Genomic DNA, 13,712 nt, shown 5'->3' with positions numbered 1-13,712 from the left:
ATCACACCTTCACCACGGTGTCGGCGTCCTTGTCGTAAACGATCGCGCCGTTGTGCGCCAGCCGGTCCCGCGCGAGGTCGGCCAGTGCCCGCTTGGTGCTGCGGAACTTGTGGCGTATCCCGTTACGCCCGCTCCACTTCATCGGCTCACCCGCGCCTTCGAGGTGGCGCACGATGTCCGCGCCGAGGTCATCCAGGGCGGTGTCACGGTCGGCCACTGCCGCGGCGGTGGCCACCTGCTCGCTGATGCGTGCCTCGGCCTGGCGCTCGCGCTCGCTGCTCTCGCGTTCCCACCGCCATTCCATGGCGGCGTGGTGTAGCCGAGCTGAGGTATCCAGCACCACCTCGGCAAGCGCCACGTCCTCGGCGTGGATTTCGGTGCGCCCCGGGTCGCACAGGACCACCAGCAAGGCCGCACAGCGCGCAGCCAGTGCCGGGCGGTGCGCCTGCAACGGGTCGCTGTCGCTGGTGCCCTCACCGCGGGCGCGTGCCAACGCTTCTCGCCGCGCACGGGCGCGCAGCTCGGCGTCATAGTGCAGCACGCCGACCGGCATCTTGACCTCCAGCGCACCGGGCTCCTCCCCCGCCTCGTCGGGGATGGCCGGGTCGGTGGCCGAGAAGTACACGAACCGCTGCGGGGTGCCGTACTCCAGCTGTTCGGGCGTGGACAGCGCCGCCACCGCCTCCAGCTGGAACCCCACGCATAGGCCCAGGGTGTAGTCGCGCACCTGCCGCGTGCGGTCCGCAGAGGCGTTCTGCTGGCCCAGCACCGCGCCGGTCCACCCCACCCGCAGCGTCGGGCCGATGTCCTGGCCGCGCTTGTTGTCCAAGATCCCGGCCACCAGCGCCGCGCCCTCATCGCAGTAGAACAGCACCTTGCGCCGGACCTGTTCGCGGCGCTTGTTTTTGGGGTCGAGCAGGTCCACCACGGTGCCCATGTACGCCTCCGCGACGCCGGGACCGGACCCCACGGGCAGCTCAGGCGGGCACTCGTCGCTGGCCGCCAACAGCCCCGCCGTCATGGGGTCGGGGAACACGAGGTCGAGCAGGTCAGCCGATGCCTGGTAGGCCGAGGACTTGCCGGTGCCCGCCGACCCGACCAGCCCGGCAAACATGTTGAGCGGCAACGGACGCTTGACGCCGGTGTTGACGCGCACCGAGGGGTCCAGGTTCGCCGACAGCCGCGCCAGCACCGAGCCGAGCACCGCATCAGCCGAGTTCACGCCGTGGTGGGCGTACCGGCGAATCTGGCTCAGCACCGGGTGCGCCTCCCAGAAGTCCTCGGGCAGGTTCAGGCTGGCGGGGCTCTCGTGGCCCGGCACGTCGGCGGCCTCGCCGAACGCGAACTCCGACGTAGCGGCGTGCAGGTCCAGCGCGCTCATGGTGGCTCCCATGTCGTTGTTGAAGTGGATGGCCGCCACAGCACGCAACCGGGTCAAGTGCGCCCCGTGCGTGGCCACCACAGCGTCAAACGGCTCGATGTCGTGATCGGTCCACACGTGCAGGCACGGGTCCGCGGAATCGGCCACCGCACAGCCCGGTTCGTGGGCTGTGGCGCTCTTGGCGCTGGCGTGCAGGCCCGGCGCGGTCCAGGTGTCGCACCCGCAGCTGTCGGCCTTGCCGGTGGCGGTCCACCCCGTGCCGCCGAGGATGTCGGCCCACGTCACCGACGCGCCCCACGTGGTCACGGCGTCACCGCTGGCGCTGGCGTGCTGCTGGCGCAACGCGGCTCGCTCGGCGCGGGCCTGGCCCTCGGTGGTGATGTAATCCAGCAGCCAGCGGGGCACCTCGTGCACCTCGCCCGTGGCCGCGTAGGCCCCTTCTTCCCGCACGCTGGGCGGCATCAGCACGTACCGGCCAGCACCCCACAGCACCGCGTAGCCGCCGTCAGGGTCGGTAATCGCGCCCAGATTGGTTGGCAGCTCTACGTCGTCGGGCACGGCGAAGTAGTAATGCCCGCCATCCTTGTGCACCATCTCGCCGTCGGCGTTGGCCTGGCCCGGCGAGCGCACAGTGGGCTCGGTGCCGGTCGGTGCGCCCGCCCGGGCAAGGAATGCGGCCAGCTGGTCGGCGGTGTCGCAGTCCACCACGACCAGGCGGCTGCGCCCAACGGACAGCGCCACATTCACCGGCACGCCTTCGGGGTGCTGATCGGCGAATATGCGGGTGTACTCGTCCAGGTAGCCACCTAGCACCGCGGTGTCGGTGGTCGCCAGATGCACACCGGCCGCTGATTTCACCTTGGCCCAGTTGCGATTACCGGCGTCCTTGGCGGCAGCCTGGGCGGCGGCGTCATCAGCGGACCGCACACGCGAGGTGCGCATGTCGGCAGGCATCTTGCTGGCGGGGTAGACCAGCAGCGGCGCGCAGCGCGCCTCGGTGAGCGAGTGCAGGTATCCACGCACGCCGTCGTGGTCGGTGGCCTCGGGTGCGTGGGCCAGCAGCGCCGTCAACGACGCCGCCCGTGTGCCCACGGGATTGATAGTCTTCACTTGTCTCGGTTCCTTTTGGTCGAGGTAATCGGGTGTCGTTGGTGGCGGGCCACCGGGGACCATCGCGTCGAGGCCATCGCGCGCCCCCGGTTGGCCCGCCTTACGTCTATGGCGGCATCGGATCGGTTGGCCCTTGGCCTATTTGATCGGCTCGGGGTGCACGGTCTTGGGCCGTCATGCGGCACCTGCCGATACGCGGGCGGTGTTGGCCAGGGCCAGAAGCAATTCACCGGCGCGGCGTAGGTCGTCGGCACTGAACTTCGCCACCTGGGCGGCCACCCAGTCGGGGTCGGTACCGGCGACGGTGTTGGTGGCCGGGGTGCCCGAGACGTTGCGGGCGCGCAGCCAGGCATCCACCTCGTCGGGTAGGAACTTGACCCGACGCGACAAGCGGTGGGCGGGTAGGCCCTCCTCCTTCATGAGGCGGCGCACGGTGGGGATGGTTAGGCCCAGGCGTTCAGCGACGCCGGGGTAATCGAGATAGGGCGTTGTGGGGGCGGGCATTTGCGGAACTCCGGTATCGGTGTGTTCCGCACGCTCCCCCGAGCCTGGCCACCTTCGCCCTGGCCATCAGGGTCCGCGTGCGCGGGGCACCTTGCGGTGCCGCCAGCGCGGCTAACGGGTTACCGGGTGTCGCCCGGCGCGGCCTCTAGGTCAGCCACACCGCACGTCCAGCCGGTGCGTACCGGGCTCTTGCGAAGGTCATCGTTGCCCGGTGCGTGAGGCCAAAGGTACACGCCGAGGTGCGATTGAGCGTTGGTTGAACGTGTGTTGGCGTGTCGCTAATGCCGCCGTATGACCGTATTGTGCAACGGATTCCGGTCGAGCTTGGTGGCTACGAGGTCGCCGTGGTGGACACCAGAGCGCGACGCGGGGTGACGGTGATGCCCTCCTCCTTGTTCCCGTTCCACCGCCCGCGGCCCTTGCCGACCGGCGCGACCGTGACCACCAGCACGGCGCGGATGAACTCGCGCTTCTGCTCCAGCGGCAGCGCGCGCCACGCCTTCACCGCGTCGGGGGCGGTGGCCAGCTCGCGCACGACCGGGTCGGTGAACACCGGCACCACGGCGGCCTCCAGCTCTGCGATGCGTTCACCCAGCCGGGTGGCCACCCGCGCGCCGACTTCGGCGGGCATGGACAGGTCGGCCATGCGGTCCTCAACGGCCTGCAACTGACCCTTGAGGTCGGCCAGCTCGGCCTTGGCCGCCGCCGTGGCGTCGGGTTGATCGGGTGCCGTGGCCAACGCCGCCAGCGCCTCGGGGGAGGTCAGGATGCCTTCGATGACCGCCAGCACCGCCTTGTCCACCACGGCCAGCGACCGGGCGGCGTGGCGGTGGCGGCAGGTGTAGACCACCGACCGCGAACCATCGGCCAGCTTGCCGCCGGTGTGCCGCCACATCGGCTCCTCGCACCGTGCGCAGGCGGCGATGCCCGACAACAGGTGTCGCGGCCCTGGGCCGCGCGGGGCTGAACGTCGGGCGGCGAACATGGCCACCAGGTCGGCGTGCTGGTCCTCAGTGAGGATCGGCTCCCAGGTGCCAGGGCCGGTTACCTCGCCGCGGTGTGTGCGCAGCCCGGCACTGGTCGGGTTGGTCAGCACGCGGCGCAGCTGCACGTCCGACCACTTCTGGTCTGGGTCTTGGGCGGCGATCCACGCCAGCACCGACTTGAACGAGTGCCCGTCGAGCATCCGGCGCGCGGCCTCGGCCACCAGCGGGGCACGGACAGGATCAGGCTCGCGGCCAACCGATTTCCCAGTCTGCGGGTCGCGCACGATGCGGTAGCCATAGCTCAGTTTGCCGTGAGGTTTGCCCGCGGCCAGGTTGGCGCGGTGCGCGCGCTGGATTCGCTTGCGGGCATCCTCGGCTTCGCGTTCGGCGATAAGCGCGTCCAGGCCGGTGGTGAAACGGTCGTCACCGTCGTCCAGGTCAAAGAGCTTGCCTGAGTACGACAGCATGACGCCGCGGTCGGTGCACAGCCGCCGAAGGTCCACGTAGTGGTCCAAGCTGCGACCAGCCCGCGACGGCTCCCACACCACGAGCACATCCCCCGGCCGCAGCACCTGGCCCAGGCGTGCGTACTGGGGGCGGTCTTTGGTGGCGAAACGGGTTGCGCTGCGGTCGTTGTCGGTCAGCACGTCGGCCACCGGCCAGCCCCGGCGCTCGCACTCGGCGCGGCACTCGGTCTCTTGTTCCGCGACCGAGCGGCCCTTGGCCTTGTCACTTGATACCCGCGTGTAGACCACGGCGCGCTGAATATGCTGGTCAGCGGAGGTTCTCATGAATGGCAATTTACCAACGTTTAACCACACCATCGTCGCCGCCAAGGACCGGCAGGTCTCAGCCGAGTTCTTCACCGAGTTGTTCGGCCTGCCGGGCCCGCAGGAGTTCGGTCCGTTTCTGGCCGTGACGATCAATCACGGAGTGAGCCTCGATTACGCCCAGGTCGATGCCGACGAGGAAGTCCGGCCCCAGCACTACGCATTCCTGGTGTCCGAGGACGAGTTCGACTCGATCTACGGCAAGATCCGTGACCGCGGCATGCAGCACTGGGCCGATCCGCACGGCCGGCACCCGAGCGAGATCAACCACAACGACGGCGGCCGCGGGGTGTACTTCCAGGATCCGTCCGGGCACTACCTGGAGATCATTACCCGCCCGTACGGGGGCTGAGTACCCGACCGGCGAGTATCCCGGTTCCCGCGCCCCGCAGCCGGGGCACCATGGCCGCCCGGTTACCCAGTACCGAGATCAACTCGGCTGCCCGGGCCTCGACCAACGGACCGCCATCACCGTGCGCCCAATCCGCGTCGGTCGCCACCAGTCGCAACCCACGGCTGTTCCGGTAGGCCGGCACGAATGGATTGGGAAGACTCACCTGGGCGGCGAGCACCGCGACGAGGACATCGGTCGGGATTCGTGGTTCGACATCCAGGGCATAGAGGATGTCGAGCTCATGGGTGACGTGATCACCGATCAGAAGCCGGGCCGGAAAGTACCGACCGATTCCGGCCGGACGGTCCGTGAGCGTGCGCAGTTCCGCCAACAGCCGGTCAGGGCTGCGGGCGGCGGCGCATGCCCGTGCCAGGGCGGTGTTGGCAGCGTCGAATCCGCCGCCGCGGTACATGTGCGCGGCGAGGGAGCCCATGCCGCAGCTGTAGCCGACCACCAGGTGCGCGAGCACCTCGTGGTTGGTCCACTCGGAGCACAGACTGGGTGCCGACCACTGGTCCGCCGTCAACATCTCGGCGACCGAGATGAATCGAGCATCGTTGGCCCGCAGCCGGTTACGCGCGGACATCGAGGTGCTGCGCCATGAACGCGGTCTGATCGGCCAACACCCGATCTACCAACGGTGGATGGTAGATCGCGAAGTGGTCGGAATCGTAGTGCCGGGCAACCCCCAGCGGCGCGCGTGTGGCCACCAGCGCGGCGTACGCGGGGTCCATCAGGTTCTCCCGGTCGCACACGCACACCAGCAACGGTGCCGTAACCCGCCGCGCACGGCGCAGCGCAGAGGCAAGCACCACCCCCACCATGTCCGCCGCGGCGATGCGGTTGTCGAAGCTTCCGCCCGACGGCACCGTCGAATTCCAGCCGGCCTCCGCACCGGGCGTGGTAACCATTGCGCTGCCGCCCGGCGGCCCGACGATCGGAACGTAGTGACGACCGCGCCGCCACAGCGCGCGCAGCGCGTCGACACCGATGGCCGGGCCCATCCGCAGGACAGCGGCCGGGCCGAGGCTCCGTGCGGCCGCGCGGCCGTGCACGATCGGGCATTGGACGATGGCCACGGCGATATCGGTTCGCTCCGCGGCGACCCGCACCACGTTCATGGCGCCGAGGCTGGTGCCCCACAGGCCGAGCCGGGTGGCGTCGACGTCGGGGTGCGCACGCACGTGATCGAGCGCGGCATGTACGTCCCGACATTGTCGACGTATCGAAAAGCGTTGCCGTGGCAGGCCTTCAGATGCACCGGTGTGACGGTAGTCGAAGGCCAGGGTCGCGATGCCCGACGCGGCGAAGTGTTGCTCGTACTGCGCCAGCATCATCTCGTGCGTGGCCCCGAGGCCGTGGGCCAGCACCACGGCCGGGTGTGGGCCCGGACCGGCGGGCAGGGTCAGCCACGCGGCGCAGCGCCGCGTGTCCGATACGAAATCCGAACGGGTGGTGGGGATGGTGCCGGGCATCGAGAATCTCCCTCATAAGTACGGTGTACGTATGAGCTAGACTGCGATACGTACGCCGTACTTGTCAAGGAGCTTCGATGCGCGCACGCTTCACGGTCGATGAGATCGCCTCGGCGGCACTACGAATCGTCGACGACTCCGGCCCCTCGGCGTTGAGCATGCGGGCCCTCGCGGCAGCACTGGGTACCGGGCCCATGACGATGTACAACTACGTCGCTGACAAGGAGGCACTGGAGGAACTCGTCGTCGGCGCGGTGGTCGCCGAAATCTCCGTGCCGGAAGCTACCGACGACTGGCAGCACGACGTACACGCGATTGCGACGGCGATGTGGATCGGCGTACGAGCGCATCCGGCCGCGCTCCCCCTGGTGCTCACCCGCCGCATGGCCTCGGCCACGGGCTTCGCCATCGCCGACGCACTGATCGCCGCGCTGGGACGTGCCGGACTGTCCGATGCCGACCGGCTTTCGGCATTCCACGCCGTGCTCGGCCTGGTGGTCGGATCCGCCCAGGCAGCCCTTGCGGGCCCGCTGACCGGTGAGGCACCTGAGGCGGCGGCCCAGATCGGCTCAGTGGCCGGCACCCGCTACCCGCACATCGAAGCGCTGTCCCGAGTGGCAGCAACGACGTCAGTCAACGACGACTTCGACGGCGGGGTACGGATGTTGATCGACGGCATTGCGATGCGCAGCCGCGACAGCTAGCGGTGCCCGCGCTGCTGCTCCTGATCGCGGTAGGCGTTGGCCAGCGTGTCGACGTGACCGGGCAGCGCGCCCGCCGCCACGTCGGCCAGGCTGGTCTCCTCCAGCACCGAACGCATGCTGGCCCGCAGCGCGCGCCACACGTCGGTCAGCGCCGCCGTCGGGCCGGAGTACGGCAGATCACCCAGACCGATGTCACGCACGCTGGCCAGCGGTCCGTCGATGCAGCGCAGTACGTCGGCGATGCTGATCTCGGCGGCCGGCCGGGCCAGTTCGTAGCCGCCGTCGCGGCCGCGGTGGCTGCGGACCAGCCGATCGGTACGCAGGGCTGTGAGGATGTCGACGAGAAACTGCGCGGGGATACCCTGCGCCTTGGCCAAGTCGTCGGTTTTGACCAGCTCGCCGTCGTCGACGGTGGCGAGCTGGACCATGGCTCGGACGGCATACTCCGCCTTCGCCGACATCCGCATGCCCAGGATTGTGCCAGCTCACTCATCGCCCGCACCGAAATGGTCAGCGGCGCGCCCGGTTGCCGCCGGTTCGCGGTCCACACCACTCCAAAGACCAACGCTTGCAGTGTGCAATGCTTTGCAGCGGTGTGGAGTGTTCCTGAAGGGACGGCAGTCGTGGAGTTCATCGCGTGAGGGGCCCGATTCCCTGGCGCCGCTTGACGATCAGCCTCGGCTTGGTCCTCGTCACAGCAGTCCTGAGCGCTTGCCACGCCGAATCGCCTGACCGGAGCGCAGAGGTCGCCCGCCTGGCCCGGCTGCTGGGCGAGATGCCCGGCATGCAGAAGGTCAGCCACACCGTGACAAACCGCCCGGCGCAAGGGGTGGTGCGCTTCGCCATCGACGTCCAGACCGACCCCGATATCACCGATAACCAGTTCGCGGCCGTGGTGTCCCGGTACCTGCAGGACCTCACGATGGTCAACTACGCCGGGTACCACACCGAGCTCACCGCTCACCACGGCTGGAACGTCTTCGCCGTCGACGGCGGCCGGCAGCCGATCGCCAACGATCGGCAGGTCATCACCCAGGCCCGCGATTGGGTAGCGCTGCGCCGCGAATTTCCCGCGGCCACAGTACGTTTGCGCGCCACGGTGACGCACCCCGACGGCCGCTCGACGATGCAGGAGTGGGGGCATTCCGATGTCGGTTCAATTCAGCTGGCCGATACGGCCGATTACACGGCTGTGGCCGCGACCGTCACCACCCTGAGCGAGAAGTTCCCCGGGCTGGCCGCCATGACATGGACGGTCAGCGCCGGCGACGAGTACCCTGCCGAGATCAAGAGCGCCCGCCGTTTCCCGACGGCGCAAGAGCTCGACGTCTGGAGCCGGCTCAATGCCGATCAGACCATCCCGCACATGAACAAGCTGACCATCAACGGCCGCGTGCAGGCACCGGTGTGGCTCGCCGAGCAGACCCGCTCCCACGACACCGCCGACGCGGTCGCCCTGGCGCACCGGCATCTGCCACTCGTGGGGACGCTTGCCGCGCCGACGCTCTACACCGCCGGCGACCAGATACAAGGGCACATCACGGGCAGTGGCCAAGCCACCGGCCCCATCGCCATCACCGTGGGCGGGTGCACAGCCCGCGACCTGCTGGTCTACCAGCCACCCGCGGCCGAGCAGGCGTTGATGAACAAGTACGAGACCTGCAGACACCCGTAACGGCGGGCTCAGTCCGGGATGCCCACGACATCCGGCACGACGACGGCGAACAGATCCGACATCGCGGCCAGGCTCGCCGACTGCATGACCGCGGCAGGCACGGGGGTGTTGTCAGGGCCGGCCAGCGTGCGGGTGGCGGTCGCGGCGGCCACCACTGTCGGGGCGTAGCCGAGGTTGAACGCGCCGCGTGCGGTGGAGTTGACGCACATGTGCGTCATGAAGCCGGCCAGCACCAGGTTCGACGCGTCGAGTCCCTTCAGCCGATCGTCGAGGTCGGTCTGCACGAAGGAATTGGGAAACTGCTTGACCACCACCGGTTCTCCCTCGCGCGGCGCCACCGATGCGACGATCGCACCGCTCTCACCGTCGATGTCGTACAGCGAACCGGGGCCGTCGGAATGCTGGATGTGAATGATCGGGATGCCCGCGCTGCGGGCCCGGTCGAGCAGCTGTGCCGTCTCCTCGAGGGCGGCCTGCACACCGTCGAGCTCCATGATCCCCTGGGTGTAGGTGTTCTGACAGTCGATCAGGATCAGGGTGGAATCGGCGAGGCGGGCCGGTGTGGCGGGCAGGCTGGCCAGTTCGCGCAGCGTGGGGCGGCTCATTTTGATGAGCCTAGTGACCGCCGACGGTGGTTAGGCTCCATTTGTGGGACTGTCGGATTGGTCGCGGGGAAAGGTCACGCTGGTCATGCTGGCCGTCGCGGCGCCCATCATGGTGATCATGATCGTCACCGCACCGAGTGAGAAAGCACCGAGCGCCGACTGCCAGCGCGCCGATCGGGTCGCGCATAAATGGGTGGACGTCGTGCCGGGTGTTCTCCAGGGGATGGGAGTCGGCGACGTCGACCCAAACCTGGCGCGAGATGCCGGTGAGGCAGCCACCGCAGTTCGGGACGAAGCTGCTTCGATCGAGGGTCGGGACCTGAAGCGACAAGCGCTGAGGTTCGCCGATGCGCTGCAGCGGATCAGCCAGGGCAATCCCAGGACGCCGCCGAACGGATGGCCCGACAAGAACTTCGTCGGCGGCTTCCAGGACGGAACCGACGCACTCCACGAACTGAAGCTCGCCTGTCCGAATGTCGGTACCGATCAGCTCCCCGCCGGCGTCCCGACTACCCCGCCGTGACCGCCAGTACCCGTTCGGCGAGCTCGGGCCGGCACACGATCAAATCGGGCAGCGTGGGGTCGGCGGAGTTGTAGACCAACCGCGAGCCGTCGATGCGCGAGGTGTGCAGACCGGCAGCGCGGGCCACCGCGACGGGCGCGGCCGAATCCCACTCGTACTGGCCACCGGCGTGCACGTACACGTCGGCGATCCCGCGGATCACCGCGGCCACTTTGGCCCCGGCCGAACCCATCTCGACCAGCGTTCCCTCGAGCGCCTCCCGCACGGCCAGCGCCACCGCGGGCGGGCGGGTGCGCGACACCACGACCCGGGGCGGGCCGTCGAAGGGCCGAGGTGCGGCCACCTCGGGAGTGGACAGCGTCGTGTTCTGCGCGGGCAGTGCGACCGCACCCGCGACGAGTTCGCCCGCACTCCACAGCGCCACGTGCACGGCCCAGTCGTCACGGCCGAGTTCGGAGAACTCGCGGGTGCCGTCGAGCGGGTCGACGATCCAGACCCGTTCGGCACTCAGCCGGGCCGGGTCGGCCCGCTGGTCGGCCGTCGCCTCCTCCGACAGCACCGAGTCACCGGGAACCAGCTTGGCCAACTCGGCCATCAGGAAGTCGTGGGACTGCTTGTCCCCGGCGGCTTTTCGTTCGGCAGCCGGGGCATCGGCGTAGTCGGCGCGGACGTCGAGCAGCAGATCCCCGGCCCTGGTGGCCAGCCGGGCAGCCAGTTCGTGATCGTTCACGATGGCAATTCCAGCAGCTCGATCACCAAGTCCGCCAGTTCTGCGGTGCTGTGGTCCGGCGTCAGCCGCAGATCCGGGTTCTTCGGCCGCTGGTACGGGCTGTCGATACCGGTGAAGTGCGTGATCTCACCGGCTCGCGCCTTGGCGTACAGGCCCTTGGGGTCACGGCGTTCGCAGTCCTCCAGCGGGGTGTCACAGAACACCTCGTAGAAGTCGACGCCACCCTCGTTGGCCACCTTGCGCGCCAGCTCGCGGTGCTCCTCCAGCGGGCTGATCGCAGGCACCAGCACGATCTGGCCCGAGTCGGCCAGCAGCGCGGCGACGTGCGCCAGCCGGCGCAGGTTCTCGGCCCGGTCGGCCATCGAGAAACCGAGGTCGGCGTTGAGGCCGTGTCGCAGGTTGTCGCCGTCCAGAACGTACGCCGCGACACCCTTTTCGAGCAGTTTCTGCTCGACCAGCATCGCCACCGAGGACTTGCCGGACCCCGACAGGCCGGTGAACCAGATGGTGCGCCCCCGGCTGAGCCGATCACCCGGGGTGACCAGCGACTCGTGCCGCACCGCATTGGGGCTCGCGGCCTCGTTGCGGCTGTCCCGCAACACCATGCCGGCGCCGACGGTGCCGTTGGTGTTGGGATCGATCAGGATGAACGATCCAGTGGCCGCGTTGCGGCTGTACTCGTCGAGCAGCAACGGGGCCTGCGTACGCAGCGAGATACGGCCCAGCTCATTGAGTTTGAGCGCGCTCGCGGACTTGTCCCGATGCAGGGTGTTGACGTCGAGGCGATAGTCCAGGCCGGTGACCTTGACCCTGGTGGTCCGGGTCGTGTGCTTGATCAGATACTCACGACCGGGCTCCAGTGCGGACTCGTCGGCCATCCAGCACACCGTGGCGTCGAAGTCCTGGGTGACGCGGGGCTGGTTGTTGGGCCGGGCGATCATGTCGCCGCGGGAGATGTCGATGTCGTCGGAGAGGCTGATCGACACCGCCATCGGAGGGAACGCCTCCTCGACGAGGCCGCTCGGGCCGTCGATCTGGGTGATCCGGGTGGGCTTTCCGGCAGGCAGCACGATCACGTCGTCACCGGGACGCAGCACGCCACTGGCTACCGTGCCGGCATAGCTGCGGTGGTCGGCGTGCTCGTGGGTCTGCGGACGGATCACGTACTGCACCGGGAAACGCACATCGACCAGGTTGCGGTCACCGGCGATGTAGACGTCTTCGAGGTGGCTCAGCAGCGACGGCCCCTCGTACCAGGGTGTGACATCGGATTTGGTCACCACGTTGTCGCCGTTGAGCGCAGACATCGGGATCGTCGTCACGTCGTGCACGTCCAACCGGGCGGCGAACGCGTGGAACTCGTCGCGGATCGCCTCGAAACGCTGCTGGTCCCAGTCGATCAGGTCCATCTTGTTCACGGCCAGCACGATGTGCTGGATGCCCAGCAGCGAGGCCAGGAACGCATGCCGGCGGGACTGCTCGAGCAGGCCGTGGCGCGCATCGACCAGCACGATGACCAGCTGTGCGGTGGAGGCCCCGGTCACCATGTTGCGGGTGTACTGGATGTGCCCCGGGGTGTCGGCGATGATGAATTTGCGCTTGGCCGTGGCGAAGTAGCGGTAGGCGACGTCGATCGTGATGCCCTGCTCACGCTCGGCGCGCAGTCCGTCGGTCACCAGCGCCAGGTCGGTGTAGTCGTGGCCGCGTTCCTTGGAGGTCCGCTCGACCGCGGCCAGCTGATCCTCCATCACCGCCTTGGAGTCGTACAGCAGCCGGCCGATCAGCGTGGATTTGCCGTCGTCGACGGATCCCGCGGTGGCGATGCGAAGAAGCGTGCTCATCAGAAATACCCCTCGCGCTTACGGTCTTCCATTCCGGCCTCGGAGATCCGGTCATCGGCGCGGGTCGCGCCACGTTCGGTGAGCCGGGACACCGCGGTTTCGGCGATGACCTCGGAAACCGTTGCGGCCGTTGATTCGACACAGCCGGTGCAGGTGACGTCGCCGACGGTGCGGAAGCGCACGGTCTTCTCGATCACCGGTTCGTCCTTGCGCGGCTGCATGTACTTGTGCACCGCGAGCAGCATGCCGTCGCGCTCGAACACCTTGCGCTGGTGCGCGTAGTAGATGGAGGGCAGCTTGATCTTCTCGGCGCCGATGTAGGACCAGATGTCGAACTCGGTCCAGTTGGAGATCGGGAAGGCACGGATGTGCTCGCCCTTGTGGTGGCGACCGTTGTACAGGTTCCACAGCTCGGGGCGCTGCGCCTTGGGGTCCCACTGGCCGAACTCGTCACGGAAGGAGAACACCCGCTCCTTCGCCCGGGCCTTCTCCTCGTCGCGCCGGGCTCCGCCGAAGGCGGCGTCGAATTTGTTCTCCCGGATGCCGCGCAGCAGCGTGACCGTCTGGATCGGATTGCGCGACGGGATGGTCTCGACGACGCGCCCCGCATCGATGTCGTCCTGCACCTTGGCGACCACCAGGCGCGCGCCGTAGTGCTCGACGAGTTCGTCGCGGGCCTGGTAGACCTCGTCGAAGTTGTGGCCGGTGTCGACATGCATGACCGGGAACGGCAGTCGCCCGGGCGCGAACGCCTTGACCGCCAGGTGCAGCATGACGATCGAGTCCTTGCCGCCGGAGAACAGCAGCACGGGCTTCTCGAACTCGGCGGCCACCTCGCGGATGATGTGGATGGCCTCGGCCTCCAGGGACCGCAGGTGGCTCAGCTCGTAATGCCCGGCCTGATTGGCCCGCGGAGCTGTCGTATTGGCGGTGGTCATCACTTCCCCACTAAGT

General features: G+C 68.5%; 14 protein-coding genes. 4 read left to right on the top strand and 10 right to left on the bottom strand.

Translation table 11 applies throughout. The features are described from left to right. Position 1: 1 nt before the first annotated feature. The 3 genes from ACNQR1_RS12685 to ACNQR1_RS12675 all read right to left on the bottom strand — a co-directional run bounded on the left by ACNQR1_RS12685 (position 2) and on the right by ACNQR1_RS12675 (position 4,772). Positions 2 to 2,473 (bottom strand): bifunctional DNA primase/polymerase, encoded by a 2,472-nt coding sequence (locus ACNQR1_RS12685; RefSeq protein WP_418046460.1) that lies wholly within the window; start codon positions 2,471 to 2,473, stop codon positions 2 to 4. Positions 2,474 to 2,665: 192 nt separating this feature from the next. Beyond that, a complete protein-coding gene (locus ACNQR1_RS12680) occupies positions 2,666 to 2,995 on the bottom strand; it encodes a helix-turn-helix transcriptional regulator (RefSeq protein WP_418046458.1) in 330 nt (109 codons plus the stop codon). A gap of 331 nt (positions 2,996 to 3,326) precedes the next feature. Beyond that, complete coding sequence (locus tag ACNQR1_RS12675; protein WP_418046456.1) at positions 3,327 to 4,772, bottom strand: recombinase family protein; 1,446 nt, start codon at positions 4,770 to 4,772, stop codon at positions 3,327 to 3,329. Between ACNQR1_RS12675 and ACNQR1_RS12670 the strand changes: the two genes are divergently transcribed. Beyond that, a complete protein-coding gene (locus ACNQR1_RS12670; protein WP_418046454.1) occupies positions 4,771 to 5,163 on the top strand; it encodes a VOC family protein in 393 nt (130 codons plus the stop codon). The genes ACNQR1_RS12675 and ACNQR1_RS12670 overlap by 2 nt on opposite strands. Here the strand turns inward: ACNQR1_RS12670 and ACNQR1_RS12665 are convergent. Together ACNQR1_RS12665 and ACNQR1_RS12660 are read right to left on the bottom strand one after the other, a co-directional pair. Next, on the bottom strand, positions 5,141 to 5,791 hold the full coding sequence (locus ACNQR1_RS12665) for a maleylpyruvate isomerase family mycothiol-dependent enzyme (protein WP_418046452.1): 651 nt from the start codon (positions 5,789 to 5,791) through the stop codon (positions 5,141 to 5,143). The genes ACNQR1_RS12670 and ACNQR1_RS12665 overlap by 23 nt on opposite strands. Beyond that, complete coding sequence (locus ACNQR1_RS12660) at positions 5,778 to 6,680, bottom strand: alpha/beta hydrolase (protein WP_418046450.1); 903 nt, start codon at positions 6,678 to 6,680, stop codon at positions 5,778 to 5,780. The genes ACNQR1_RS12665 and ACNQR1_RS12660 overlap by 14 nt, the downstream gene beginning before the upstream one ends. 77 nt (positions 6,681 to 6,757) lie before the next feature. Between ACNQR1_RS12660 and ACNQR1_RS12655 the strand changes: the two genes are divergently transcribed. After that, on the top strand, positions 6,758 to 7,384 hold the full coding sequence (locus tag ACNQR1_RS12655; protein WP_418046448.1) for a TetR/AcrR family transcriptional regulator: 627 nt from the start codon (positions 6,758 to 6,760) through the stop codon (positions 7,382 to 7,384). Here the strand turns inward: ACNQR1_RS12655 and ACNQR1_RS12650 are convergent. Then, a complete protein-coding gene (locus ACNQR1_RS12650) occupies positions 7,381 to 7,851 on the bottom strand; it encodes an Rrf2 family transcriptional regulator (protein WP_418046446.1) in 471 nt (156 codons plus the stop codon). The genes ACNQR1_RS12655 and ACNQR1_RS12650 overlap by 4 nt on opposite strands. A gap of 197 nt (positions 7,852 to 8,048) precedes the next feature. Between ACNQR1_RS12650 and ACNQR1_RS12645 the strand changes: the two genes are divergently transcribed. Beyond that, complete coding sequence (locus ACNQR1_RS12645; RefSeq protein ID WP_418046444.1) at positions 8,049 to 9,059, top strand: hypothetical protein; 1,011 nt, start codon at positions 8,049 to 8,051, stop codon at positions 9,057 to 9,059. An 8-nt stretch (positions 9,060 to 9,067) separates the two neighbouring features. Here the strand turns inward: ACNQR1_RS12645 and ACNQR1_RS12640 are convergent, their stop codons facing one another. After that, positions 9,068 to 9,664, bottom strand: a complete 597-nt coding sequence (locus tag ACNQR1_RS12640; RefSeq protein WP_418046442.1) for a cysteine hydrolase family protein — start codon at positions 9,662 to 9,664, stop codon at positions 9,068 to 9,070. A 43-nt stretch (positions 9,665 to 9,707) separates the two neighbouring features. Between ACNQR1_RS12640 and ACNQR1_RS12635 the strand changes: the two genes are divergently transcribed. Next, positions 9,708 to 10,187, top strand: coding sequence for a hypothetical protein (locus ACNQR1_RS12635; RefSeq protein ID WP_418046440.1), 480 nt, complete (start codon positions 9,708 to 9,710; stop codon positions 10,185 to 10,187). On the opposite strand, the gene ACNQR1_RS12630 is transcribed toward ACNQR1_RS12635, so the two are convergent. Genes ACNQR1_RS12630 through cysD form a run of 3 tightly spaced genes read right to left on the bottom strand, consistent with a single transcriptional unit; the run spans position 10,174 to position 13,696 of the window. Continuing rightward, positions 10,174 to 10,917 carry a 3'(2'),5'-bisphosphate nucleotidase CysQ gene (locus tag ACNQR1_RS12630; RefSeq protein WP_418046438.1) on the bottom strand — a complete coding sequence of 248 codons (744 nt, stop codon included), beginning with the start codon at positions 10,915 to 10,917 and terminating at the stop codon, positions 10,174 to 10,176. The genes ACNQR1_RS12635 and ACNQR1_RS12630 overlap by 14 nt on opposite strands. Next, complete coding sequence (gene cysC / locus ACNQR1_RS12625; RefSeq protein ID WP_418046436.1) at positions 10,914 to 12,758, bottom strand: adenylyl-sulfate kinase; 1,845 nt, start codon at positions 12,756 to 12,758, stop codon at positions 10,914 to 10,916. Before cysC ends, ACNQR1_RS12630 begins: the two co-directional genes overlap by 4 nt. Continuing rightward, positions 12,758 to 13,696, bottom strand: a complete 939-nt coding sequence (gene cysD, locus ACNQR1_RS12620) for a sulfate adenylyltransferase subunit CysD (RefSeq protein ID WP_418046434.1) — start codon at positions 13,694 to 13,696, stop codon at positions 12,758 to 12,760. The genes cysC and cysD overlap by 1 nt, the downstream gene beginning before the upstream one ends. Positions 13,697 to 13,712: the final 16 nt, after the last annotated feature.

The sequence above is a fragment of the Mycobacterium sp. 48b genome, assembly GCF_048282725.1.
Taxonomy (GTDB): Bacteria; Actinomycetota; Actinomycetes; order Mycobacteriales; family Mycobacteriaceae; genus Mycobacterium.
This window is presented reverse-complemented; position numbering and strand designations above follow the sequence as displayed.

Bases quoted from the DNA above. Each gene is read 5' to 3' on its own strand.
- ACNQR1_RS12675 (WP_418046456.1), bottom strand. From the start codon at position 4,772: ATGAGAACCTCCGCTGACCAGCATATTCAGCGCGCCGTGGTCTACACG.
- ACNQR1_RS12640 (WP_418046442.1), bottom strand. From the start codon at position 9,664: ATGAGCCGCCCCACGCTGCGCGAACTGGCCAGCCTGCCCGCCACACCG.
- ACNQR1_RS12665 (WP_418046452.1), bottom strand. From the start codon at position 5,791: ATGTCCGCGCGTAACCGGCTGCGGGCCAACGATGCTCGATTCATCTCG.
- ACNQR1_RS12680 (WP_418046458.1), bottom strand. From the start codon at position 2,995: ATGCCCGCCCCCACAACGCCCTATCTCGATTACCCCGGCGTCGCTGAA.
- cysD (WP_418046434.1), bottom strand. From the start codon at position 13,696: ATGACCACCGCCAATACGACAGCTCCGCGGGCCAATCAGGCCGGGCAT.
- ACNQR1_RS12650 (WP_418046446.1), bottom strand. From the start codon at position 7,851: ATGCGGATGTCGGCGAAGGCGGAGTATGCCGTCCGAGCCATGGTCCAG.
- ACNQR1_RS12660 (WP_418046450.1), bottom strand. From the start codon at position 6,680: ATGCCCGGCACCATCCCCACCACCCGTTCGGATTTCGTATCGGACACG.
- ACNQR1_RS12670 (WP_418046454.1), top strand. From the start codon at position 4,771: ATGAATGGCAATTTACCAACGTTTAACCACACCATCGTCGCCGCCAAG.
- ACNQR1_RS12655 (WP_418046448.1), top strand. From the start codon at position 6,758: ATGCGCGCACGCTTCACGGTCGATGAGATCGCCTCGGCGGCACTACGA.
- cysC (WP_418046436.1), bottom strand. From the start codon at position 12,758: ATGAGCACGCTTCTTCGCATCGCCACCGCGGGATCCGTCGACGACGGC.